21 protein-coding genes, 2 tRNA genes and 1 pseudogene are annotated in these 22951 nt (G+C 60.3%); 10 read left to right on the top strand and 14 right to left on the bottom strand.

Going from position 1 to position 22951, the window contains the following annotated elements:
- The first annotated feature begins 76 nt into the window (after window positions 1-76).
- Together IE061_RS14355 and IE061_RS14350 are read left to right on the top strand one after the other, a co-directional pair.
- The gene (locus tag IE061_RS14355) at window positions 77-871 is read left to right on the top strand and encodes a MetQ/NlpA family ABC transporter substrate-binding protein (RefSeq protein WP_096922882.1); all 795 of its coding nucleotides are present in this window, start codon (window positions 77-79) and stop codon (window positions 869-871) included.
- A gap of 95 nt (window positions 872-966) precedes the next feature.
- The gene (locus tag IE061_RS14350; RefSeq protein WP_193461897.1) at window positions 967-1434 is read left to right on the top strand and encodes a GAF domain-containing protein; all 468 of its coding nucleotides are present in this window, start codon (window positions 967-969) and stop codon (window positions 1432-1434) included.
- A 42-nt stretch (window positions 1435-1476) separates the two neighbouring features.
- On the opposite strand, the gene IE061_RS14345 is transcribed toward IE061_RS14350, so the two are convergent.
- Both IE061_RS14345 and IE061_RS14340 read right to left on the bottom strand, forming a co-directional pair.
- A tRNA-Val gene (locus IE061_RS14345) sits at window positions 1477-1553 on the bottom strand.
- Between the two features lie 20 nt (window positions 1554-1573).
- Window positions 1574-1650, bottom strand: a tRNA-Val gene (locus IE061_RS14340).
- A 181-nt stretch (window positions 1651-1831) separates the two neighbouring features.
- On the opposite strand from IE061_RS14340, the gene IE061_RS14335 reads away from it, so the two are divergent.
- Window positions 1832-2902 (top strand): endonuclease/exonuclease/phosphatase family protein, encoded by a 1071-nt coding sequence (locus tag IE061_RS14335; protein ID WP_193461896.1) that lies wholly within the window; start codon window positions 1832-1834, stop codon window positions 2900-2902.
- Between the two features lie 37 nt (window positions 2903-2939).
- Here IE061_RS14335 and IE061_RS14330 read toward each other — a convergent pair whose 3' ends face one another.
- A complete protein-coding gene (locus IE061_RS14330; protein WP_193461895.1) occupies window positions 2940-4316 on the bottom strand; it encodes a class II fumarate hydratase in 1377 nt (458 codons plus the stop codon).
- A 353-nt stretch (window positions 4317-4669) separates the two neighbouring features.
- Between IE061_RS14330 and IE061_RS14325 the strand changes: the two genes are divergently transcribed.
- On the top strand, window positions 4670-5044 hold the full coding sequence (locus IE061_RS14325; RefSeq protein ID WP_039182247.1) for a phasin family protein: 375 nt from the start codon (window positions 4670-4672) through the stop codon (window positions 5042-5044).
- Between the two features lie 100 nt (window positions 5045-5144).
- On the opposite strand, the gene hda is transcribed toward IE061_RS14325, so the two are convergent.
- Window positions 5145-5849 (bottom strand): DnaA regulatory inactivator Hda, encoded by a 705-nt coding sequence (hda, locus tag IE061_RS14320; protein ID WP_039182250.1) that lies wholly within the window; start codon window positions 5847-5849, stop codon window positions 5145-5147.
- Window positions 5846-6949, bottom strand: coding sequence for an AI-2E family transporter (locus IE061_RS14315; protein ID WP_039182252.1), 1104 nt, complete (start codon window positions 6947-6949; stop codon window positions 5846-5848). Before IE061_RS14315 ends, hda begins: the two co-directional genes overlap by 4 nt.
- A 192-nt stretch (window positions 6950-7141) precedes the next feature.
- Here IE061_RS14315 and purM point away from each other — a divergent pair, with 192 nt between their 5' ends.
- Together purM and purN are read left to right on the top strand one after the other, a co-directional pair.
- On the top strand, window positions 7142-8221 hold the full coding sequence (gene purM / locus IE061_RS14310) for a phosphoribosylformylglycinamidine cyclo-ligase (protein WP_193461894.1): 1080 nt from the start codon (window positions 7142-7144) through the stop codon (window positions 8219-8221).
- Entirely contained in the window at window positions 8218-8961 is a 744-nt protein-coding gene (purN, locus tag IE061_RS14305; RefSeq protein ID WP_193461893.1) for a phosphoribosylglycinamide formyltransferase, read from the top strand. The genes purM and purN overlap by 4 nt, the downstream gene beginning before the upstream one ends.
- Window positions 8962-9061: 100 nt before the next feature.
- Here purN and dcd read toward each other — a convergent pair whose 3' ends face one another.
- The 4 genes from dcd to cobA all read right to left on the bottom strand — a co-directional run bounded on the left by dcd (window position 9062) and on the right by cobA (window position 12679).
- Window positions 9062-9628: a dCTP deaminase gene (gene dcd / locus IE061_RS14300; RefSeq protein ID WP_039182260.1), complete on the bottom strand. Its 567-nt coding sequence runs from the start codon at window positions 9626-9628 to the stop codon at window positions 9062-9064.
- A gap of 11 nt (window positions 9629-9639) precedes the next feature.
- Entirely contained in the window at window positions 9640-10440 is an 801-nt protein-coding gene (gene apbC, locus IE061_RS14295; protein WP_052196470.1) for an iron-sulfur cluster carrier protein ApbC, read from the bottom strand.
- A 153-nt stretch (window positions 10441-10593) separates the two neighbouring features.
- Window positions 10594-11685: a coiled-coil domain-containing protein gene (locus tag IE061_RS14290; RefSeq protein WP_144983264.1), complete on the bottom strand. Its 1092-nt coding sequence runs from the start codon at window positions 11683-11685 to the stop codon at window positions 10594-10596.
- Between the two features lie 178 nt (window positions 11686-11863).
- Window positions 11864-12679 carry a uroporphyrinogen-III C-methyltransferase gene (gene cobA / locus IE061_RS14285; RefSeq protein WP_039182296.1) on the bottom strand — a complete coding sequence of 272 codons (816 nt, stop codon included), beginning with the start codon at window positions 12677-12679 and terminating at the stop codon, window positions 11864-11866.
- Window positions 12680-12970: 291 nt separating this feature from the next.
- On the opposite strand from cobA, the gene IE061_RS14280 reads away from it, so the two are divergent.
- The 4 genes from IE061_RS14280 (at window position 12971) to IE061_RS14265 (ending at window position 17145) form a co-directional block, all read left to right on the top strand.
- On the top strand, window positions 12971-13882 hold the full coding sequence (locus IE061_RS14280; protein WP_144983261.1) for a GGDEF domain-containing protein: 912 nt from the start codon (window positions 12971-12973) through the stop codon (window positions 13880-13882).
- Between the two features lie 30 nt (window positions 13883-13912).
- Window positions 13913-14251, top strand: coding sequence for a 4a-hydroxytetrahydrobiopterin dehydratase (locus IE061_RS14275; RefSeq protein ID WP_096922873.1), 339 nt, complete (start codon window positions 13913-13915; stop codon window positions 14249-14251).
- Window positions 14252-15442 (top strand): amino acid aminotransferase, encoded by a 1191-nt coding sequence (locus tag IE061_RS14270; RefSeq protein WP_039182273.1) that lies wholly within the window; start codon window positions 14252-14254, stop codon window positions 15440-15442.
- Between the two features lie 218 nt (window positions 15443-15660).
- Complete coding sequence (locus IE061_RS14265) at window positions 15661-17145, top strand: NCS2 family permease (RefSeq protein ID WP_193461892.1); 1485 nt, start codon at window positions 15661-15663, stop codon at window positions 17143-17145.
- Between the two features lie 13 nt (window positions 17146-17158).
- Here IE061_RS14265 and IE061_RS14260 read toward each other — a convergent pair whose 3' ends face one another.
- From IE061_RS14260 to purF, 5 genes and pseudogenes are all read right to left on the bottom strand, one after another.
- Window positions 17159-18490 carry an MATE family efflux transporter gene (locus IE061_RS14260; protein WP_193461916.1) on the bottom strand — a complete coding sequence of 444 codons (1332 nt, stop codon included), beginning with the start codon at window positions 18488-18490 and terminating at the stop codon, window positions 17159-17161.
- A gap of 109 nt (window positions 18491-18599) precedes the next feature.
- Window positions 18600-19184, bottom strand: coding sequence for a YceI family protein (locus tag IE061_RS14255; RefSeq protein WP_193461891.1), 585 nt, complete (start codon window positions 19182-19184; stop codon window positions 18600-18602).
- A gap of 70 nt (window positions 19185-19254) precedes the next feature.
- Window positions 19255-19829, bottom strand: a pseudogene (locus IE061_RS14250) (cytochrome b).
- A 221-nt stretch (window positions 19830-20050) separates the two neighbouring features.
- Window positions 20051-21250: an O-succinylhomoserine sulfhydrylase gene (locus IE061_RS14245; RefSeq protein ID WP_193461890.1), complete on the bottom strand. Its 1200-nt coding sequence runs from the start codon at window positions 21248-21250 to the stop codon at window positions 20051-20053.
- A 90-nt stretch (window positions 21251-21340) separates the two neighbouring features.
- Window positions 21341-22861: an amidophosphoribosyltransferase gene (gene purF / locus IE061_RS14240; RefSeq protein ID WP_096922868.1), complete on the bottom strand. Its 1521-nt coding sequence runs from the start codon at window positions 22859-22861 to the stop codon at window positions 21341-21343.
- Between the last annotated feature and the right edge of the window lie 90 nt (window positions 22862-22951).

Genomic DNA, 22951 nt, shown 5'->3' with positions numbered 1-22951 from the left:
GCGAAAACGAATTAGACTTGCGTTTCTTATTACCGCATCATTGCAACACGATTCACCACAACACTGGAGCAACGCCATGCAAAAACTCGTTATTGGCAGCCTGACCGCCCTGGCACTGGCCATCAACGTCGCCAACGCCGACACGCGCACCATCAAGATGGGCACGGTCGCTGGCCCGGAAACCGAAGTCATGGAAGTCGCGGCGCGCATTGCCAAGGAAGAGTTCGACCTGAACGTCGAAATCATCGAGTTTACCGATTACGTGACGCCCAACGCGGCACTGGCCGATGGCAGCCTGGATGCCAACGCCTACCAGCACGAGCCCTACATGCAAGCCATGATCAACGACCGTGGCTACGACTTTGCCATCGCCGGCTACACCTTCGTGTACCCCATTGGCGCCTACTCTGAAAAATACAGCAGCATCGATGAGCTGCCGGACGGCGCTCAGATCGCCCTGCCGAACGACCCTTCCAATGAAGGTCGCGCTCTGATCCTGATGCACAACGAAGGTCTGATCACGCTGAACGATCCGACGTTCCTGGAAGCCACCCCCATCGACATCGCTGAAAACCCGCGCGGCTTCCGCTTCCGTGAAATCGAAGCAGCGCAGTTGCCTCGCGTACTGCCCGACGTGGACATGGCCTTCATCAACAACACCTTTGCTCAGCCAGCAGGCCTCAGCCTGGATGACGCACTGATCAAGGAAGGCCCCGAGTCTCCCTACGTCAACCTGATTGCCGTACGTGGCGGTGACGAAGAGCGTGAAGAGATTCGCCAACTGGTCGAAGCCTACCAGCGCGACGAAGTCATCGAGAAAGCCACCGAGCTGTTCAAAGGTGCCGCCGTACCTGGCTGGATCGAAGACTAATCCGCCGAGCAGCACACACGCTTTGCCATCAGGCCAGCCGCGAGGCTGGCCTGATGCGTTTTTATCCGAGACATTGATCCGAACCGGGAAACAACATGACCCCCATCGATTATGACCTGCTCAATCGTCAGCTCGCTGCCCTGCTGGACACACGCGACTGGCTGACCAACAGCGCCCAGACCAGCGCGTTCATCCAGCAATCGCTGGAACAGCTCAACTGGGTAGGCTTTTACCTGCAACGCCAGCCGGAAATATTGACCCTGGGCCCCTTCCAGGGCAAGCCCGCCTGCAACCCGATTCCGTTCAGCAAGGGAGTATGCGGCGCAGCGGCGCGCAGTCGCACCACCCAGCGAGTCGACGATGTACACGCCGTAGCCGACCATATTGCCTGCGATGCGGCCTCCCAGTCCGAACTGGTCGTCCCCATCGTTCAGGATGGCTGGCTATGGGGCGTTCTGGATATCGACAGCCCCCAGCTGGCCCGCTTCAGCGCCCAGGACCAGGCCGGCATCGAGGCGCTGGTCGATACCTTCATTCGCCAGACCGATCTGCCCCGCCCATAACGCAAAAAGCCCCGAGCAGTGCTCGGGGCTTTTTGGAGAATCTGGTAGGACCAGGCGGATTTGAACCGCCGACCTCCACGATGTCAACGTGGCGCTCTAACCAACTGAGCTATGGTCCTGAAACGTGGCTGCACATGATTGGTAGGACCAGGCGGATTTGAACCGCCGACCTCCACGATGTCAACGTGGCGCTCTAACCAACTGAGCTATGGTCCTGCTGTGCAACGGATGCGTATTCTACGGCTTTATAGCTGAATTGCAAGTCATTTTTACGTCTTCTTCTCTGCAAGGCTCTGACAACCGCCTGAGCTGGAAGAATTATATCGACACTTGATAAACGTAACCACTAAGCTGCATCTTCGTTAAATCGCCATATCATGATGCCAGGAGGTATCGCTTGCTCGGTCCATTACTGGGTTGTACCGCTCTGACACTCCTGTTCGCCACGCTGCTGGCCAGAGTCCGCCTACGCTGGTGGTGGATTCGCAGCGTCGAATTTCCACGTTTGCAGCTGGCGACAGCAGCGGCGCTCTGTGCGCTGCTGAGCGGGCTGATACTGCCTGCTGGCAATTGGCAGAACATTGCTCTGGCGGCTTCCCTGGTGAGCCTGCTGCTTCAACTGCGCTACATCATCCCCTGGACCCGCTGCTGGCCAGTCCAGGTCAAGGCCACCCACGCCGACAGCCAGGCCCCGACGCTGACGCTGCTGATCGCCAACGTGCTCACGCCCAACCGCCAGTCAGCGAAACTGCTGGCCATGATCGAGCGCCACCAGCCAGACGTGGTGCTCACTCTCGAATCCGACCAGTGGTGGCAAGAGCAGCTCGATAGCGTTCTCCATGAACGGTGGCCCCACAGCGTCAAGGTGCCGCTGGACAACCTCTATGGCATGCATCTCTATTCGCGCCTGCCGCTGAGCAACCCACAGGTAAAGTGGCTCATTCAGGACGACATCCCTTCCATCCACACGCGCGTCACCCTGGACAACGGCGAACAGATTCGCTTCTACGCCCTGCACCCCAGACCGCCCGCCCCCAGCGAGAGCGAAAAGTCGCTGTGGCGCGACGCCGAGTTGCTATGGGTAGGCCAGGAAGTCCACGAAGAGCCTTTCCCCACCGTCGTGGCGGGCGATCTAAACGATGTGGCCTGGTCGCGCACCACGCGGCTGTTCTGCAGGGTCAGTGGCATGCTCGACCCCCGGCGCGGCCGCGGGCTCTTCAGCACCTTTCACGCCCACTACCCTGTGCTGCGCTGGCCGCTGGATCATGTGTTCGTCAGTGAGGAGTTTACGCTGACCCACATGGAGCGCCTGGAAGCCTTCGGGTCGGATCACTTCCCCATCCTGGCGACGCTCAGCTACCAGCCGGCGCGCCAGGATGAGCACGACACCCCTTCCGCCAGTTCGGAAGAGCGTCAGGAAGCCAGTGCCACCATTGCGCAAGGCAAGAGCGAAGAACAGCAGACCTGACGCCAAACTGGCCTGAACCAGGCCAGAACGCGGCTGTTTACTGAGGAATCCCCCCACGCGTGAGCACCGCCGGGTCCAGCAAGCGCTCCAGGGTCGCGCGGTCCAGGTCGGTTTCTTCCTCGGCCACATCGATGATGGGCCGACCCGCCTGATACGCCTTCTTGGCAATGGCCGCGGCAGCGTTATAGCCAATGACACTGTTCAGCGCCGTGACCAGAATCGGGTTGCGCGCCAGCGGCCCCTGCAAATTGTCCTCGCGCACCTTGAAAGTGGCGATGGCCCGCTCGGCCAGCAGCGTGGCAGTGTTGCTCATCAGCGTAATGGAGGTCAGCAGATTGGCCGCCACCAGCGGTAGCATCACGTTCAGCTGAAAGTTACCGCTCTGCCCGGCCACGGTCACCGCCGTATCCAGACCGATCACCTGAGCCGCCGCCTGTGCCGCGGACTCGGGAATCACCGGATTGACCTTGCCAGGCATGATGGAACTCCCCGGCTGCAGCGCCTCCAGCTCGATCTCACCCAGCCCTGCCAGCGGTCCAGAGTTCATCCAGCGCAGGTCATTGGCAATTTTCATCACCACACAGGCAAAGCCGCGCAGCTGCCCGGACAGCTCGACGGCAGCATCTTGAGAGCCCAGGCTGGCGAAGAAGCTGTCGTTGGGCACCAGAGAAAGCCCTGTTTGTCGACTCAGGTCCTCGGCCACCCGCTCGGCAAACCCTTCAGGCGTATTGATACCCGTGCCCACTGCCGTACCGCCTTGCGCCAATCGGCAAAGCCGCTGCTGAGCGCTGTCAAAACGTTCGATGGCCTGCCCCACCTGGCTGGACCAACCACCCAGTTCCTGGTCCATGCGCAGCGGCATGGCGTCCATCAAATGCGTGCGCCCGGTCTTCACCACGTGGGAAAGCGCTTCGGCACGACGGTCGATGGTCTCTTTCAGCTGCACCAGGGCAGGTCGGAGCTGTTCATGTACCGCAATCGCCGCGGACAGATGAATGGCGGTCGGGATGACATCGTTACTGGACTGCCCCATGTTGACGTGATCATTGGGCGTGACCTCGACCCCTTCACGACTGGCCAGGGTCGCCAGCACCTCATTGACGTTCATGTTGGTGGAGGTGCCCGACCCCGTCTGGAACACATCCACTGGGAAGTGCTCATCGTACTGCCCGTCGATCACCGCCATGGCCGCCTTTTCGATGGCCGCGGCGCGCTGCTCATCCAGCAGCCCCAGCGCCTGATTGCTGCGCGCGGCAGCCAGCTTGATGCGCGCCACGGCGTGAATGAACGCCGCGGGCAGCGGGGTGCCCGACACCGGGAAGTTGTTCACCGCCCGCTGTGTCTGGGCACCGTAAAGGGCTTCTGCGGGCACTTCCAGCTCGCCCATGCTGTCTCGTTCAATCCGCGTGCTCATGGTGCTCTCCTTTTCCAATTGGCTCATCGAGTTCAGTTCGCTCGTCAATGGCTGGCATAGCCAGCACCGACGAGAAAATGATAATGATTATCCATAACTTAAAGTGTAGCGATGTTCCGTGGATCGGTAAACAGCGTCCCCACAGCATGGAGGGCAAGAGGCGATTGCGCCATGTTGCACTGCACAAAAACAGCTGTTATGCTGCAAAGCAAGATGAGGTCAGCAGTTGCAGTAGCGATTTCAGGAACGCGGTTGCTGAGCCTTGAATATTGGATTGCCCTACTCGATCAGCAATCCGTTTGCCTAAGACTTTGCCCAAGACTTTGCCCAAAACAAGGCCAGGAGACATCACCATGCGTACCTTCAACACCAACGAAATGACTCAGCAGTTCGACAACCTGTTCATGGCACCTGCCCGTGCTTACATGACCCTGAGCATCGACTACTCTGAAAAACTGCTGAATGCCCAGCTGGACGCGAACAAAGCGTACGTGGACACCGGCATCGCTCAGGTGCGTCAGCTGATGAGCGTCAAGGATGCCGATGGCCTGCGCAGCTACATGGAAAGCCAGCAAAAAGTGGCCAAGGACCTGGCCGAGCGCGTCAAGGGCGACGCTGACAAGGTGGTATCGCTGCAGCAGGATTTCCTGCAGAAAAGCCAGAAGCTGACCGAAGAAAATGTCAAGCAGGCTCAGGCAGCCGCCAGCAAAATGAGCAAGAGCGCCTGATCAAACGCCAGGCTGGTGGCACGTGAGTGAGGCCAGCCCAACGTAAAAAGCCCCGAGCACGCTGTGCTCGGGGCTTTTTCATGGTACCTGCCAATGATGTCTACCAGTTGAGTGCGCCTTTCACGAAAGGGATGGTCAGCTTGCGCTTGGCCGACAGCGACGCCTGATCCAGGGTCTCCAACGCCCGACACAGCTCGCCAAGCTCTCGGGGGCCGCGATGCAGGATATACCGCCCCACATCGTCGGGTAACTCCATTCCCCTGACCCGAGCCCGCAGCTTCAAGGCGGCCAGGCGCTCCTGGTCATCCAGCGGGTGAAGATGAAACGTCACCCCCCAGGTCAACCGTGAGGCCAGGTCCGGTAGCACGACGTCCAGCCGCCTGGGCGGCGCATTGGCGGCGATCAAGAGCGCTTTGCCAGCATCTCGCAAGCGATTGAACGCATGGAACAGCGCCTCTTCCCAACGCTTGCGCCCAATGACGTATTCGAGGTCGTCGATGGCCACCAGGTCAAGACGCTCGATATCCTCCAGCATCAGCGGTGGGAAATGGCCAAGGTCGGCCAACGGCAGGTAAAGGGCACGCTTGTCCTGATCCGACGCCGCATGGCAGGCCGCCTGCAACAGATGACTACGGCCGCTGCCCGGCGCGCCCCAAAGATAGATGAACGGCTCGGCGTCTGGCGACAGCTGTTGCGTCAGATGCTGCACCAGAGCTGCATTACCGCTCGAGGGATAGTAATTGTTCAGCGTTGCGTCATCACGCAACCCCACCCCGAGCGGTAACTGTGCCGGCAATCGGCTCATGAAGACTCCCTTTTGTCCTGGAGACCCAGTTCGTGCGGCGGTGACGTCGGCTCCAGCGTCTCATCATACAAGGCACTGTTCTGGTAACGCTCTTTGACTTCCTTGAGCAGCACCATGATGACCGAAGCCGCTGGCAAGGCCAGAAGCACCCCGGTCAGGCCAAACAGATTGCCCCCCGCGAGTACCGCAAAAATGACCGCCACCGGGTGCAAGCCAATCTTGTCACCCAGCAATTTGGGCTGCAGCACGACACTTTCGATGACCTGCCCCAGGCTGAATACCCCCAGCACTCCCAACAGCGCCCACCAGCTGTCGAACTGGAACAATGCCACCACCAAGGCACTGCTGAGCCCAACGATGAACCCCAGAAAGGGGACGATGCTCACCAGGCCAGAAATGACACCGATCAACAGGCCAAAATTCAGCCCCATCAGGGTCAGACCCACCGCATAGATAATGCCCAGGCACAGCATGACCAGCAACTGCCCGCGCAGGAAAGCCGCCAACACCTCGTCGCAGCGCTTGGCCAGCCGAGTGGCGTCATCGACCCAGTGACGCGGAATCAAGTCGATCAGATTGTTCAGCAACCGGTTCCAGTCGAGCAACAGGTAAAAGGTGACCACCGGGATCAACGCCACGTAGGTCACCCACGTGGCAAACGCCATGCCCGAACGGCCGATCTGACCAAGCGCCTGGGCCAGGTAGCTACCGGCATCGCGCCAATTTTCAGCCAGGGTCTCCTGAACATTGTCCAGCTCGGAACGCAGGTCATACCCCGTCCACTCCTGCACCTGCGGGGCCAGGTAGTTTTCCACCCAGTCGAACACCCCCGGCACCATCTCCCCAAGCTGCTTGATCTGCTGGATGACCAGCGGAATCAGAATCAACAGACTGATGGCCAGCACCAGCAGTAAAATGAGGAATACGCTACTGACCGCCCACACTCGCTTGAGGCCCAGCCGCTGAAAATAGTTGGTCAACGGGTCTGCCAGGTACGCCAGAATCAGTCCGGCAATGAAGGGCATCAAGACGGCATCCAGCAAATATACAACGCCAACCAGGGCCACCAAAAACAGGATGCCCCACCACGAATGTCGCATTTCACTCTCTCCTTCCTGGATAAACGGTCAGCGTCAGGCAATGAATAGTAACAAAACCTGGCCAGCACGCATCTGATAACGTGTCCATCGGTGCGACTTACGTCGCGCAGTGATACAATCGCAGGCCGTTATCGCTCCGGCACTGGCAATTTGCCAGCACAATCGCTTTGCATAGGCTTCACAGGACCCGTCATGACCGAGACCTCCTCTTCCCAGTCGACTCCCTCTCTCAGCTACAAGGACGCAGGCGTCGATATTGATGCAGGCAATGCCTTGGTGGACCGCATCAAGCATGTGGCCAAGCGCACGTCACGCCCGGAGGTCATGGGCGGCCTCGGCGGTTTCGGCGCCCTGTGCGAGCTGCCTGCGGGTTACCGTCAACCCGTACTGGTCTCTGGTACCGACGGCGTAGGCACCAAGCTGCGTCTGGCCATGGACCTGGGCAAGCATGACACTATTGGGATCGACCTGGTAGCCATGTGCGTCAACGACTTGATCGTGGCCGGTGCCGAGCCGCTGCTGTTTCTCGACTACTATGCCACGGGCAAGCTAGACGTGGATATCGCCGTCGACGTGGTCACCGGCATTGGTGCAGGCTGCGAACTGGCCGGCTGTGCCCTGGTGGGCGGCGAAACCGCCGAGATGCCCGGCATGTACGAAGGCAACGACTACGACCTGGCCGGCTTCTGCGTTGGCGTCGTGGAGAAAGAGGAGATCCTGGACGGCAGCAAGGTTGCCGAAGGCGACGTACTGCTGGGCCTCGCCTCTTCCGGCCCTCACTCCAACGGCTACTCCCTGATTCGCAAGATCCTCGAAGTCAGCCAGGCGTCGCTGGAAGAGCAGGTGGACGGCAAGCCGCTGAGCGAGGCACTGATGGCCCCCACGCGCATCTATGTGAAATCGCTGCTCTCGATGATGCGTGAAACGGAGCTGGCGGTACATGCGCTGTCGCACATCACCGGCGGCGGCCTGTTGGAAAACATTCCCCGCGTGCTGCCCGACCACCTGGCGGCAAAGATCGACCTGACCACCTGGCAGCGCCCGGAAGTATTCAACTGGCTGCAAGCCAAGGGCAACGTCAACGAAACCGAAATGCACCGCGTGCTGAACTGCGGCATCGGCATGGTGGTGGTAGTGCCTGCGAGCCAGGCGGAAGCCGCCAAGGCTCACTTGCAGGCTCAAGGTGAAACCGTGTACCAGATTGGTCACATCGTGGCACGCGAGGACGAGGCCGTGGTGCTGAACAACCTCAAGGCAGGCCCGCAGGCATGAGCAGTACCGAGTACAGCACGGATACCATCAACGACCTGACCCCGGAACCCGTGGGAGCGCGTCGTGTGGTGGTGTTGATCTCCGGCAGCGGCAGCAACCTGCAGGCCTTGATCGATGCCCAGCAGCACGACCGTCTGGGCGGCGAGATCGTCGCGGTCATCTCCAACGAGCCGGACGCTTACGGTCTGAAGCGCGCCCACGAAGCGGGTATCGAAGCGGTGGCTTTGCCCCACCGTGAATACGATAGTCGCGACGCCTACGACGGCGCGCTGATCAAGGTGATCGAACGCCATGAGCCGGATCTCATCGTTCTGGCGGGCTTCATGCGGATTCTGACGCCACGTTTCGTACAGCGCTTCCTGGGCAGAATGCTCAACATTCACCCGTCGCTGCTGCCTGCCTACCAGGGCCTCAACACCCACGCCAGAGCCTTGGCCGATGGCGTTGCCCAGCATGGTTGCAGCGTGCATTTCGTCACCGAAGAGCTGGACGGAGGGCCAGTGGTCTTGCAAGCCGAGCTCGCCGTCACCGCCGAAGACAGCGTCGAGACCCTCAAGGAGAAAGTCCACGCCCGTGAACACCTGATCTTCCCGATTGCCGTTCACTGGTTCCTTGAAGGACGCTTGCAGTACACCGCCGAAGGCGCACGCATGGACGGCCACCTGTTACCGCCCTATGGCATGCGTCTTTCCCATGCGGATGCCGCCGAAGAGCTGGACGAAGAAGCCAACGACGCCTGACCCATCGTTGCGCCCAACCCAAAACGCCCTGATGCATCACTGCATCAGGGCGTTTTTTATCCTGCCATCTGACGATGACTGATCGCTAAGTCCTTCCCCATCACGTTCTGGGCAAGGTCACCCCACGCTGTCCCATGTACTTGCCGCCACGATCCTTGTACGAGGTTTCGCAGACCTCGTCGGATTCGAGGAACAGCATCTGGGCAACGCCTTCATGGGCATAGATCTTGGCAGGCAGGTTGGTCGTGTTGGAAAACTCCAGCGTCACGTGGCCTTCCCACTCCGGCTCCAGTGGCGTCACGTTGACGATGATGCCGCAGCGCGCGTAGGTCGATTTGCCCAGACAAATGGTCAGCACGTTACGCGGAATACGAAAGTACTCCACCGTGCGTGCCAGCGCGAACGAGTTGGGGGGAATGATGCACACGTCCCCTTTCACATCGACGAAGCTCTTGTCATCGAACGACTTGGGATCGACAATCGCCGAGTGGATATTGGTAAACACCTTGAACTCATCGGCACAGCGCACATCGTATCCGTAGCTGGACGTGCCGTAGGAGATCACCCGCTGATCGTTGACGTAGCGCACCTGCTCGGCTTCGAAGGGCTCGATCATGGCATCGCTCTGCGCCATACGGCGGATCCACTTGTCTGATTTAATGCTCATCGGTTACTTCATCACTCGCTAAAGGAAATCGTCGGGCCACCGGATTGATGGGCGTTGACGGACTGCGCCACCTGACGGGCAATCTCGGCAAACGTTTGGCTCACGGAACTCTCCGGCTCGGCAACCACGCTGGGGCGCCCGGAGTCGGCCAATTCACGAATCGACAGGGTCAGCGGCAGCCGACCCAACACCGCCGTATCATACTCTTCGGCAATGCGGTCACCGCCACCGGTGCCAAAGATCGCCGCTTCATGGCCGCACTGCTCACAGTGGTAAAGGCTCATGTTCTCGACTACCCCCAGCACAGGCACATTGACCTTGCGGAACATTTCGATGCCCTTGCGAGCATCCAGCAGCGCGATGTCTTGAGGTGTCGTCACGATCACCGCACCCGACACGGCCACTTTCTGCGCCAGGGTCAACTGAATGTCGCCGGTACCGGGCGGCATGTCGATCAGCAGGAAGTCCAGGTTGTCCCACTGGGTCTGGGTGAGCATCTGCTGGAACGCCCCCACCACCATAGGGCCACGCCATACCATGGCATCACGGGTATTGACCATGAACGCCATCGACATGGCCTGGATGCCGTGTGCTTCCAGGGGCAAAAATGTATTGTTCTCCCCGGCTTGAGGACGCATGCCCTCCTTGACGCCCAGCATCTGGGCCTGGCTGGGTCCATAGATATCGGCGTCCAGCACGCCCACACGGTAGCCCTGAGCCGACAATGCCAGCGCCAGATTCACGGTCACGGTCGACTTGCCGACACCACCCTTGCCCGAGGCCACGGCCACGATATGTTTCACACCATCCATCAATGGCTCTCCCGTTGTTGAATACCTGCATGGTCTGGCGGGAATGATACTCCTCCACCGCCCATTTCTAAACCGACAAAAACAAAAGCGGGCATGGGAAGCCCCGTGCCCGCTCTTGGAAGAACACGATGGCCTCAGCCATCGGAACTCCGTTTACTGCGCTTGCGTATCGTCAGCGTCAGCGTCGTCGCCATCGCTCTCTTGATCACCTGACAGGTCAGGCACCTCATCGTTGGCAGCATCATCCACGTGCAGGCGGTCGCCTAGCGCGGCCAGCTCTTCACGCCACTCGCGCAGTTGGCTCTCCAAGCGTTCCAGCTGCTCTTCGCGAGTCTCGATATCGCTCTCGACATTGGCGACTTCCTCACGGCCAATGTCCAACGCCACCATCAGGTCATCCATTTCACCGCGCACCTGGCTCAGGCTCTCTTCTTCCTCCTCGCGCAGCTGGGTCATGGACTCGATCTCGGACTGCATCGCATCGCGCTCGCTGGTCACGCTATCGCGCTCTTCCTGCAGCGACTCCAGCTCGCTCTGCTGGCTGGCAATCTGCTCTTCCAGCTCGGCCAGGCGCTCATTGGCCTCGTTGACCTGGGATTCCAGCTCACTGAGCTCGTCTTCGGCAGCCGTCTGCTCTTCTACCGCCTGCTGGCGCTGCTCTTCGGCTTCCTGACGAGCCGCTTCAGCCTCCTGACGCGCCTGCTCCGCGCTTTCACGGGCATCTTCGATCTGTTGCAGGCTAGACTCGGCCTCATCACGCTCACTGACGATCTGGTCGCGCGCTTCGCGCAGGCTTTCCATCTCGCTCTCGGCGCCCGCCAGACGCTCTTCCAGTGACGTCACTTCCTGCTCAAGGGCATCCCGCTGCGCTTCCAACTCCTCCAGACGCGACTGCACGGTGCCTACCTCGCCCTGAGCAGACGCCAGCGTTTCAGAAGCTTCTTCCTGCTGCTGCGCCAACAAGGCAATTTCTTCACGCATGGCGGTCAGGTCGGCTTCGGCTTCTTCGACCTCGGCCAGGCGCTGGCTCAACTGGGCATTCTCCTGCTCGACACTGTTGAGCTGGCCTTCCAGCCGCTCGACGCGATCACGATGGGTGCCTGCATTGGACTGCGCCATGATGGCCCATATCACCGCAATGGCCGCGATACCGGCAATCCCCTTGACGCGGTTATCCTGAAACAGCGTCTTCATATCAGGCTTGCCAGCAGGTGTGTGCGGCTCTGGGTGGTTTGCTTCTGACATGCTGCATCCCTCTCTTCGCTTGGCTGCTGGTAATAGCAACGTGAGTGACAAATCGCTCGCTATCGTCAACGATCGTTTCTAAAAGTAGTCCTTACCAGCATACACAGCCACCCGCATATCGCCAGCGCTCAGCAAGATACGGCTTCGAAACCTGCCTCTCTCGAGTGGACAGATGCCATCACGGGCGACGCACTTTGCAAAGATGGCTCTCTTCACCGAAGCCCTGAGCGGCTCCCTGTTCCACCTCGAACCACGAAAGGCGCGCATGCAATGTCACTACGCTTCCCACGATCAACAGCGTAGGCGGCTGGATGGCACCTTGCAGAAAAGCCGTCGGCAGTTGCCGCAGGGTGCCCGTATGGGTCTGCTGCTGGCGCGTGGTTCCCTGCTCGATCAGTGCCAGGGGCGTTTCCGGTGGCAAACCATGGGCCATCAGCCCCTCACAAATGGCCGTCAAATTACTCAGCCCCATGTAAAACACCAGGGTCTGGCCAGGCTGCGCCAGAGTAGGCCAATCGAGGGTAAACTCGCCCTGCTGCAAATGCCCGGTCACGAAACGCACGGATTGCGCATGATCGCGATGGGTCAGCGGTATGCCAGCATAAGCCGCACACCCCGAGGCAGCGGTAATGCCGGGCACGACGTCTACCTCGATACCGGCAGCCACCAAGGTTTCCAGCTCTTCTCCCCCACGCCCAAAAATGAACGGGTCGCCACCTTTCAGACGCACCACCTGCTTGCCCTGCCGAGCCCACTCCACCAATGCCTGATTGATCCCCTCCTGAGGCACACTGTGGGACGAACGCGCCTTGCCGACATAGTAGCGCGCGGCTTCCTGTGGCAGCAGCGCGATGATTTCATCACTCACCAGACGGTCATAAAGCACCACCTCGGCACTTTTGAGCCGACGAAAGGCTTTCAGGGTCAGTAACTCCGGGTCGCCTGGCCCTGCGCCTACCAAACTGACACGGCCAACGCCTGTCTGTGCGCTCATGGTTGCCATTATGGACGTATCCACCTCGTGTGATTGCTGTGCAGCCAAACCCGCCACCAAAGTAATAAGAATAATAATTCATATGCCGAAAAGTAATTTTAAACCGATTGGTGCGCTCTGCACAGGCCATCTCCGCCAAAAACGAGCCATATAGAATTTAAAATCTGCTTTTAATTCCAAAAAATTATTAATAAAAGACAATTTGTCAGCAATGGCTTACATCCCATTTACCTATTTAGGGCTAATCTTCACAGCTAACTTATAATAGGCCTATCGTCTGGAGATTCACGCATGTCCGTGAATGAGGCATCCGTTACTTCCAAGCCTGCCGCCCCGGGCACGGAAGAGTTGATCAGCAGCATCCCAGGGGTCATTTTTCAGTTTTACCGCACGCACGCTGGCCACATGCATTTTCCCTATCTGGAAGGGGGTGGCATGGCACTTGCCTATATCGACAAACACCAGCTCGCCGAAGATGCCCAGCCGCTGCTGGAGCAACTCACTGGCAGCGACTACCCAAAGATCATGTCGGCCATCGAACGCTCAGCACGCTGGATGCTGCCGCTGACCACCCGCTTCCGATTCCCCTTTCCAGAAGAAAACCCTCGCTGGATCGCGGTCAGCGCCAACCCCGAACCTTTCACCAATGGCGTGCGCTGGAGCGGTATCATGATGGACATCACCGACCAGGTGCTGGAAGAGCAGCGCCTGCGTCGGCTTTGCGACACCGACCCGCTGACCGGCCTGGCCAACCGGCGCAAGTTGATGCTGCAACTGACGCATTTGAGCTCCCTGAGCACGCGCCATGGCTCACCACTGTCGGTCATGATGATCGACATCGACCACTTCAAGCAGCTCAATGACGCCTGGGGACATCTGCAGGGCGACAAGGTACTCAAACAGCTCGCCACGTTGACCTGCTCGCTGCTGCGCTGTGAAGACGTGGTTGCCCGCCTGGGAGGTGAAGAGTTCATGGTACTGTTGCCGCTCACCTCGCTGCAGCAATGCCATGCGCTTGCCGACCGCCTGCGCAAAACCATCGCCGAGCACGATTTCGGCATTGGCCAGAGCAGCGTCACGCTGAGCATCGGGGTTGCGGAGTACCGCTGTGGCGAACCCCTGACCAGCCTGATGGAGCGTGCGGATCAGGCGCTCTATCGCGCCAAGGAGGTTGGCCGGGACTGCGTGCGTCTTCTACCCTGACGCTAGTAACGTCGCCTTCGGAGACCCACCATGCAAAGCCTCGCTCGCACTGCCTTCCAGCCCGTGTCGTCAGATGCCATGCCGCTCGCTCATGAGGCATGCCAACCCCATCTGGCCGCACTTCCAGAGTGGCAGATTATCGAACACGATGGCATCATGAAGTTGACGAGACGCTTTGCGTTTCGTGATTTCGCGGATGCGTTGGCATTTACCCAGCGTGTCGGTGAGGTCGCCGAGCAGGCTGGGCATCACCCGGTCATCGTGACCGAGTGGGGGCACACCACCGTGACCTGGTGGACGCATACCCTGCGCGGCCTGCATCTCAATGATTTCATTCTTGCCGCCAGAACCGACGAGGTAGTCGAATAAATGTTTGAGCAAATTGAGCGAGTCCCTGGAGACGCCATTCTCGGGTTGATCGAAGCTTTCAAGAAAGACACCAATCCGCAGAAGGTGGACCTTGGTGTCGGTGTATATCGTGACGCAGCGGGCAATACCCCGGTCATGCGTGCGGTCAAGGAAGCAGAAGCTCGCCTGCTCAAGAATGAAACCACCAAGACCTACATCGGCTCCCATGGCGCGCCTGCTTATGGCGATGCCGTGCTGCCCATGGTACTGGGTGCCGACTCAGCGGTATTGAAAGCCAACCGTGCCAGCGCCACGCAGTCACCGGGCGGCACGGGCGCTCTGCGTCTGGCGGCCGATTTCATTGCCAGCCAGTTGCCCGGCAAAGGCATCTGGGTCAGCGACCCCACTTGGCCCAACCACCACGGCATCTTCACCGCGGCGGGCATTGCGCTGCACAAATACCCCTACGTTGATGCCGAGAACCGTCTGGATTTCGCGGGCATGCTGGCAGCACTCAAGCAGATCCCCGAAGGCGACGTGGTCGTGCTGCATGCCTGCTGCCACAACCCCACCGGCTTCGATCTTTCTCAAGCCCAGTGGCAGGAAGTCATGGCCGTTCTGCAAGAGCGCAAGCTGCTGCCGCTGATCGACTTCGCCTACCAGGGCTTCGGCGAAGGGCTGGAAGAAGATGCCTACGGCGTTCGTCTGCTGGCTGAAAACCTGGATGAGGTGATCATCACTAGCTCCTGCTCCAAGAACTTCGGTATCTACTGCGAGCGCACTGGCTGCCTGATTCTGGTGGCCAAGGACGCCGAGCAGATGGAAAACGTACGCTCTCAGGCGGCCATCGTTGCTCGGGAAAACTACTCCAATCCGCCCGCCCACGGCGGCGCCATCGTCAGTGAAATCCTCCACGATGCCGAGCTGTCCGCCCTGTGGCGTGAAGAGCTGACGGAGATGCGCGACCGTATCAATACCCTGCGTCGCGATTTCGTCGAGGCACTCAAGCCTTACGGTCTGGCGGAAAAGTACGCCTGCGTAGCCGAGCAGCGCGGCATGTTCTCCTACACGGGCCTGACCCCGGAACAGGTAGACCGCCTGCGCGACGATTTCGGCATCTACATGGTGCGCTCGGGCCGGGCCAACGTGGCAGGCTTCTCCCACGAGAACCTTCCCTACCTGGCCAAGGCCATCGCGGCAGTCAACGACTGATCTCGCGCAACGACGTATCACGCCCAGGCTTTGGCCTGGGCGTTTTTGTTTAGAAAGATCAACCTCTTGGGCAATGATGTGTACAATTGCGCCTTCGCCGCCAGAGCCTGGGGCGCCCGCGCGGCGTCCGTGACAACGCAACGCTTGACCGATTAGTCAAATATTCGGCACACTCAGCGTAGCCTTGTATACAACACACCATAACCGAGAGGCACAACATGGCGGCTGCCAGCACTCCCTACCCCTGGTACAAAAAAGAAGATACCGACGCTTTCTTTGCGCTGTTCCAGAACAACATCGCCAATTTCGTCATTATCGCCATTACCATGCTGGGCATGGGTTTCCCTGCTTCCATCGTGTATGGGCAGGTGCTGCCAGGGGCGGCGGTCGCCGTCATGGTGGGCAATTTCTACTACGCCTGGAGCGCCGCTCGCTTGGCGCGCAAGGAGAACCGCAGCGACGTCACGGCGCTCTCCTACGGTATTTCCACGCCGGTGATGTTCGTCTTCCTGTTCGGGGTGCTGCTGCCCGCCAAACAGCTGACCGGCGATGCCGAACTCGCCTGGAAAGTCGCCGTGGCCGCCTGCTTCATCAGCGGTGCCATCGAAGCCCTGATCAGCGTCGGGGGCCGCTGGGTACAGTATCACCTGCCCCGAGCCGCCATGCTGGGTGCCGTGGCAGGCGTTGCGCTGACCTTCATCGCCGGTGAAATGCTGTTCAAGACGCTGGAAATGCCGGTGATTGGCCTGCTGGTGCTGGGGATCATCATCGTGGGCCTGGTCGCCAGGGTCAGCATGCCGTTCAAGCTCCCCACCTCGCTGTTTGCCATCGTCATCGGGACGACCATGGCCTACCTGATTGGCGATGCAGGCACCGAGCGCTTCAGCGATGCCTTCACCCACCTGGGGTTCTACCCCTTGCTGCCCAATCTCGCCTGGTTCGAAGGGTTGGGCCTGCTGTTCACCGGCATGCTGGCCGTCCTGACCGTGGTGCTGCCCATTACCCTGTACAACGCCATCGAAACCATGAACAACGTCGAGGCCATGGAAGCCGCAGGCGACAAGTACGATGTACGGGAGTGCCAGGCCGTGGATGGCGCGGGCACCATGATCGGGGCGCTGTTTGGCGGCGTGTTCCCGACGACGGTTTACATTGCCACGGTGGGTGCCAAATGGATGGGCGCCGGGCGCGGTTACAGCCTGCTGAACGGCGCCGTCTATGCGCTGGCCACCATGTTCGGCCTGATTGCTGCCCTGGCGGCCATCATTCCGGTCTCCGTCGTGGCGCCTATTCTGGTGTTCGTGGGAATGTCCATGATCGCCACTGCGTTCCAGGCCAACGATACCCGTTACTACCCGGCCATCGCCCTGGCGATGCTGCCCTACTTCGCCAATTACGTCATGACGCGCTTCAACCGGGGAGCCGGTGAGGTGGTCAGCGACATCTCCAGCGCCATCGTCGTGCTGGGGCAAGGTGCCATGTTCATGGCCATCCTGCTGGGCGCCATGACCGTGTCGGTGATCGACCATCAGTTCCGCAGGGCAGCGGCCTTTGCCGCCATCGCGGCGGGCTTTTCATTCGTTGGCCTGATGCATGCGCCCCAGCTGGCCTTCAATGCGGCCCCCGACTTCGTCATGGGCTATCTCGCCATGGCGCTGCTGTTCCTGTATTTCTCGTTTCAGGAATCACGCCGCCAGCACTGAACCTGTCGTCGGGTCATGACACTCCCGCCCGCCGATGCGGGCGGGAGAGAATCTGCCGCAGCGCTCCCCAAGCCATCAGGCCTGCCAGCACATTCCCCACCGCGGCACCCGCAGCCAGCCCCGTCCAGCCAAACAGCTGCGCCCCCACCCAAAGGCACGGCAGGTAGCACACGAACAGCCGCGCACTGGAGAGCAGCATGGCCCGCAGCGGCCAGCCCAGCGCATTGCCCGCCGAGACCACCAGCATGCATACACCCAGCGCCGCATAGCTGGGCAGCAGAAAACGTATCAGCAGCGCCAGTTCGCTCTGTACTTCCGGATTACCGGCCAGCGCCATGGCCACCCAGGGTGACGCCAGCGCCAACAACACGCCCAACGCCAACTGCCAAGCCACGGCCACGGTCAGCGCCAGGCGCATGAGACGATGAATCTGCTCCCAGTCTCCAGCCCCATAGCAGCGCCCCAACCAGGGGGGCAGCGACATGGTCATGGCAAGAATCACCATTAGCGAAAGGGTTTCCAATCGGCTGGCCAACCCCCAGGCCGCGACTTGGGTATCCCCCAGCCCCGCCACCGCCGCAATCGCCAGCATGGCGGCCAGCGGCGGCATCAGCTGGCTGACCATGGCTGGCGCGGCAATGCCGGTGAAAGGCCGCCAGGAGCGTTTGATCTCTGGCCACAGCGCCACCGAGGTCGCCCAGTCACGCCGATAGAGCTTGCGGCAGGTAAACCACAAGCCCACGGCAAAGGCGATGGCCGTGGCCCAGGCAGCACCCGGTAACCCCCATCCCTCCCAGGGGCCTAGGCCAAAAATGAACAGCGGGTCCAGCACCAGGTTCACCAGGCTGCTGACCACCATCATCTTGCCAGGTAACCGAGTATCGCCGTGGGCGCGAAACACGCTGTAGATGAAGTAAAGCAAGGCGCCCAACCAGGCGGCGAACAGCTGCGGCGCCCAGTAGGCTCGAATGTGCCCTAGCGCACGCTGGTCGGCCCCCAGCAGGCTGAACAAGGGCTCCTGCAACGCCCAAAGCACGACGGCCAGCACACCGATGACCGCACCACCCGCCAACAGCACCAGGCTGCTCAAGCGCCTGGCTCTGGCTTGCTCACCGGCCCCCAAGGCTCGGGAGATGAGCGCCGCAATGGCGATGCCCATCCCCACCTGAATACCAATGATCAAAAACGACAGCGGAAAAGTGAACGACTGCGCGGCCAGCGGGGCCGTGCCCAGCCGCGCGATGAAGGCGCTGTCGACCAGTTGAAACCCGAGCAGCGCCAGAACACCAATGGCCATGGGCCAGGTTTGACGCCACAGGGTGATAGCCAACTCACGTTGTTGCATAGCGGCTGCCAACGGCGGCCTCCTTGGTGTATTGCTCGATTTACGGGGGCTTTAAAACGCAAAAAACGCCACCACCCGTGAAGGTGGCAGCGTTCTGATCAGTCATCGCTTACTGGCGGATGCCTTCGAAGGTGACGTACAGCTCCAGCTCGTGCATGGCTTCCGGGAAGTCGCTCATGTCGATGCCGAAATCACTCAGCGTCAGCATGGTGCTGCCTTCGAAACCAGCGCGGTAGTTACCCCAGGGATCTTCACCTTCGCCCATCAGGGTCACCGGCATTTCGATTTCCTGAGTTTCGCCGTGCAGCGTCAGCTCGCCGGTCACCACGCCTTCGTTGTCACCCGTGGCTTCGAAACCAGTGGACGTGAAGGTCGCCGTGGGGAATTCGCTGGCGTTGAGGAAGTCAGCGCTCAGAATATGACGGTCACGCTCGGCATGGTTGGTGGTCAGGCTGTTGACCTGCACTTCCATGGAGACGGAAGACGCATCCAGGTCGTCGGCATCGTAGTGGAACTGGCCATCGAAGGTCTCGAAGCTGCCCAGAATGTAAGAGAAGCCCAGATGGTTGATCTTGAACTGCACGAATGCGTGCTGGCCTTCGATATCGATCTGATAATCAGCCGCCTGAGCCTGGCTCAAGGGAATCAGAGCCGCTGCGGCCAGTGCCGTGGCAATCGCTGTCTTCTTCAACATTGCTATCTCCTCGCTTTCCTTGGTCAAAACTGCGGATCCATCATGAGTCCGCGGTGAGTAGAACAGGGGTTCAAATCTTTGGCTGGGCATGGGGCTTTGGCTGCGCATGGCGCGGGTTGACCATGCGGCGCAGCGTGTCGTGCCGCCAGCGCCAATGATGCACCAATGCCGCCAACGCATGCCCACCTGCCAATACCATGAGCGCCAACGCGCTGTACCAGTGTATGTCGCCCGCCACGCTGGCCTGATTGGGCAGGCCATGCAGGATGGCAGGGGCATCGAACCAGCCAAACACACTGATGGAACGCCCGTTGGCGGTCGAAATCAGGTAGCCACTGAACAGTACCGTCAGCATCAAAACGTAAAGTGCGATGTGGCCAAGGTGAGCCGCCAGACGCTCGAATCGCCCTCCCTCGGCCGCGGGGGTCGGCTGCATGAAACGCCAAGCCAATCGGCCAAAGGTGACCAGCAGCAGTAGCACGCCCACCGAGCGATGAATCCAGGGAGCCTGATTGTACCAAGGGTCGTAATAACCCAACCCGGTCATCCACCAGCCTAACGCGAACAACCCAATGATGGTCAAAGCGCTCAGCCAGTGAAACGCGATACTGATCACCCCCAGCCACTGCGTGTATTACGCCACATCCTTGATTCCCCATTGACGGCTGCACGCTGCCCCACAGCATGCTTCACTTGTTATGAAAATCATAACCTTTCGTATGACAAAACACTGCTGAAAAAAGCAGAACGCACCGTTCGGAAAAACCGTTTCATCGTGCCCGTACCGTGTCACTTTATGAAACGTTGGCGTGTATCGCCAATAAAAAACCGGCCTCTCGGCCGGTCAGTCGTCACAATATCGTACTTCAACGAGCCGCCAGCGCATCCAGGCCACGGGCCAGGTCACGCTGGATATCCGCCTGACTTTCAAGCCCGACGGCTACCCGAATCAGCCCCGGCGCAATCCCTGCGGCGGCCTTTTGCTCATCGGAAAGGCGCCCGTGGGTCGTGGTGGCCGGGTGAGTGATGGTGGTTTTGACATCGCCCAGATTGCCGGTAATCGACAGCATGCGCGTGGCGTCGATCACCTGCCAGGCGCCCTCTTGACCACCCTGCACCTCGAACCCCAGCACGGCACCAAAGCCCTGCTGCTGGCGCTTGGCCAACGCATGCTGCGGGTGCGCTTCCAGGCCGCTGTAATACACCCGATTGACGGCGGGGTGCTGGTCGAGCCAGCGGGCCAGGCTCAAGGCGTTCTCGCAGTGGGCCTTCATGCGCAGCGACAGGGTCTCGAGCCCCTTGGTGAAGATCCACGCGTTGAACGGACTCAGGCAAGGGCCGCAGGTCCGCACGACGCCAAACACCTCTTCCAGCAGGTCATGACGCCCCACCACCGCTCCGCCCACGGCGCGCCCCTGGCCATCCAGGTATTTGGTGGCCGAGTGAATCACTAGGTCGGCCCCCAGTGCCAGCGGCTGTTGCAGAGCAGGCGTAAGGAAACAGTTATCGATGGCCAGCAAGGCCCCGCTGCGCTTCGCCAACGCTGCCAGGGCCGGAATATCGGCCACTTCGGAAAGCGGATTGGACGGCGTTTCGGCGAACATCAGCCGAGTTGCGGGCGTCACCGCGGCTTCCCAGGCTGCCAGATTGGAAAGCTCCACATAGCGCGTGGTAATGCCAAATTTGCCCAGATACTTGTCGAACAGGCTGACCGTAGAGCCAAACAACGAACGCGAGGCCACGATCTCATCCCCCGCCGACAGCAGTGCCAGGGCAGTGGAAAGAATGGCAGCCATGCCAGAGCTGGTGGCGACGCAGCGCTCACCGCCTTCGAGGGCCGCCAGTCGGCGTTCGAAGGTATGTACCGTCGGATTGGTGAAGCGCGAGTAGACGTTACCCGGCTCTTGACCACCGAACTTGCGGGCAGCTTCGGCAGCACTCTCGTAAACAAAGCTCGAGGTGGGAAAAATCGGCTCGGCATGCTCCTGCTCAAACGTGCGGTGGTGCCCCGCGCGAATGGCGAGCGTTTCGAGCGACCACTCCTCCTGGTGATGATCATCGTGCATGGCAGCGCCCTCTTTTCCAAAACGTCCAGCTTCCAAAACGTCCATTCCCCCGGCAACTCCCCCTAGGGAAAGTTGCCAGCGCATGCGCGTTCAGTCGTCCAGGTCATCGTCCTGATTGTGCATGTCAACCAGCGCATGGTCACCCGCGCTGTTGTCCTTGGCCGCATCGTTACGGCTAGCTTCCAGTACCGCCAGGTAGGCCTCGTCGATATCGCCGGTGACGTAGTTGCCATCGAACACCGAGCAATCGAAGGCTTCCATCTCGGGGTTGACCTCGCGACAGGCGCTCTTCAGGTCTTCGAGGTCCTGATAGAAAATGCGGTCGGCGCCGATCAGCTGACCCACTTCATCTTCCGTGCGGCCATGGGCAATCAGCTCGGTGGCCGCGGGCATGTCGATGCCATAAACGTTGGGGTAACGCACCGGGGGCGCCGCCGAGGCGAAATAGACCTTGCGGGCACCGGCATCCCGGGCCATCTGGATGATCTGCTTGCAGGTGGTGCCGCGCACGATGGAGTCATCCACCAGCAGTACGTTCTTGCCCTTGAACTCGACATCGATGGCATTCAGCTTCTGACGCACCGATTTCTTGCGCTGGGTCTGCCCGGGCATGATGAAGGTACGGCCAATGTAGCGGTTCTTCATGAAGCCTTCGCGGTAGGTGACGCCAAGATGCTGGGCCATCTCCAGTGCCGAAGTACGTGAGGTGTCCGGGATCGGGATGACCACATCGATATCGTGGTCGGGCCACTCGTTCATGATGCGGTCGCCCAGCTTGCGACCCATCTGCATGCGCGTGCCGTAGACATAAGCGCCATCGAGGATGGAGTCGGGGCGCGCCAGATAGACGTGCTCGAAGATACACGGACGCAGCTCGGGGCGGTCGGCACATACCTGGGTGTGAATCTGACCCTGCATGTCGACGAAGATGGCCTCGCCCGGCGCCAGGTCACGCGCCAGCTCGAAACCACCCACGTCCAGCGCCACCGACTCGGAAGCGATCATCACTTCCTGGCCGTTGGGGTCCTGACGCGTGCCGAACACCACCGGACGAATGCCGTGGGGGTCACGGAAAGCGACCATACCGAACCCGTTGATGATCGCCACGGCCGCATAGCCACCCTTGCAGCGACGATGCACGCGACGCACCGCATCGAAGATGTCCTCGGCTTCCAGGTGAAGCCCTTGCTTGCCCAGCTCGTGGGCGAAGACGTTGAGCAGCACTTCCGAGTCGGAGCTGGTATTGATATGGCGCAGGTCCGTGGAGAACAGCTCCTGCTTCAACTGCTCTGAGTTGGTCAGGTTGCCGTTGTGGGCCAGCGCGATGCCGTAGGGGGAGTTGACGTAGAACGGCTGAGACTCGGCCTCACTGGAGGAGCCTGCCGTGGGGTAGCGCACGTGACCAATGCCCAGGTTGCCTTTCAGGCGCGCCATGTGGCGAGTATGGAAAACGTCACGGACCAGGCCGTTACTCTTGCGCAGTAGGAAGCGTCCCTCGCTCCAGGTCATCATGCCGGCAGCGTCCTGGCCCCGATGCTGAAGTACGGTCAGGGCATCGTAGATTCCCTGATTTACCGCCTGCTTGGCCAGAAGGCCCACTATACCGCACATTCCAGTTACCTCGCTTTAAAACCACGGCTTGCTGGTGCAAACCCGTATGATCATCAAACTTACTCGTGCCGCTGCCAGACAGCGGCACGA

It is taken from the genome of Vreelandella hamiltonii (assembly GCF_014651795.1).
Taxonomy (GTDB): domain Bacteria; phylum Pseudomonadota; class Gammaproteobacteria; order Pseudomonadales; family Halomonadaceae; genus Vreelandella; species Vreelandella hamiltonii.
Note: the sequence above shows the minus strand (reverse complement) of the source record. Positions and strands in the feature narration are given on the sequence as shown.

What these genes read in the sequence shown, in the direction of transcription:
- IE061_RS14355 (WP_096922882.1), top strand. Translation starts at nt 77, where the DNA reads ATGCAAAAACTCGTTATTGGCAGCCTGACCGCCCTGGCACTGGCCATC.
- IE061_RS14350 (WP_193461897.1), top strand. Translation starts at nt 967, where the DNA reads ATGACCCCCATCGATTATGACCTGCTCAATCGTCAGCTCGCTGCCCTG.
- IE061_RS14330 (WP_193461895.1), bottom strand. Translation starts at nt 4,316, where the DNA reads ATGAGCACGCGGATTGAACGAGACAGCATGGGCGAGCTGGAAGTGCCC.
- IE061_RS14325 (WP_039182247.1), top strand. Translation starts at nt 4,670, where the DNA reads ATGCGTACCTTCAACACCAACGAAATGACTCAGCAGTTCGACAACCTG.
- hda (WP_039182250.1), bottom strand. Translation starts at nt 5,849, where the DNA reads ATGAGCCGATTGCCGGCACAGTTACCGCTCGGGGTGGGGTTGCGTGAT.
- IE061_RS14315 (WP_039182252.1), bottom strand. Translation starts at nt 6,949, where the DNA reads ATGCGACATTCGTGGTGGGGCATCCTGTTTTTGGTGGCCCTGGTTGGC.
- purM (WP_193461894.1), top strand. Translation starts at nt 7,142, where the DNA reads ATGACCGAGACCTCCTCTTCCCAGTCGACTCCCTCTCTCAGCTACAAG.
- purN (WP_193461893.1), top strand. Translation starts at nt 8,218, where the DNA reads ATGAGCAGTACCGAGTACAGCACGGATACCATCAACGACCTGACCCCG.
- dcd (WP_039182260.1), bottom strand. Translation starts at nt 9,628, where the DNA reads ATGAGCATTAAATCAGACAAGTGGATCCGCCGTATGGCGCAGAGCGAT.
- apbC (WP_052196470.1), bottom strand. Translation starts at nt 10,440, where the DNA reads ATGGATGGTGTGAAACATATCGTGGCCGTGGCCTCGGGCAAGGGTGGT.
- IE061_RS14290 (WP_144983264.1), bottom strand. Translation starts at nt 11,685, where the DNA reads ATGTCAGAAGCAAACCACCCAGAGCCGCACACACCTGCTGGCAAGCCT.
- cobA (WP_039182296.1), bottom strand. Translation starts at nt 12,679, where the DNA reads ATGAGCGCACAGACAGGCGTTGGCCGTGTCAGTTTGGTAGGCGCAGGG.
- IE061_RS14280 (WP_144983261.1), top strand. Translation starts at nt 12,971, where the DNA reads ATGTCCGTGAATGAGGCATCCGTTACTTCCAAGCCTGCCGCCCCGGGC.
- IE061_RS14275 (WP_096922873.1), top strand. Translation starts at nt 13,913, where the DNA reads ATGCAAAGCCTCGCTCGCACTGCCTTCCAGCCCGTGTCGTCAGATGCC.
- IE061_RS14270 (WP_039182273.1), top strand. Translation starts at nt 14,252, where the DNA reads ATGTTTGAGCAAATTGAGCGAGTCCCTGGAGACGCCATTCTCGGGTTG.
- IE061_RS14265 (WP_193461892.1), top strand. Translation starts at nt 15,661, where the DNA reads ATGGCGGCTGCCAGCACTCCCTACCCCTGGTACAAAAAAGAAGATACC.
- IE061_RS14260 (WP_193461916.1), bottom strand. Translation starts at nt 18,490, where the DNA reads ATGCAACAACGTGAGTTGGCTATCACCCTGTGGCGTCAAACCTGGCCC.
- IE061_RS14255 (WP_193461891.1), bottom strand. Translation starts at nt 19,184, where the DNA reads ATGTTGAAGAAGACAGCGATTGCCACGGCACTGGCCGCAGCGGCTCTG.
- IE061_RS14245 (WP_193461890.1), bottom strand. Translation starts at nt 21,250, where the DNA reads ATGCACGATGATCATCACCAGGAGGAGTGGTCGCTCGAAACGCTCGCC.
- purF (WP_096922868.1), bottom strand. Translation starts at nt 22,861, where the DNA reads ATGTGCGGTATAGTGGGCCTTCTGGCCAAGCAGGCGGTAAATCAGGGA.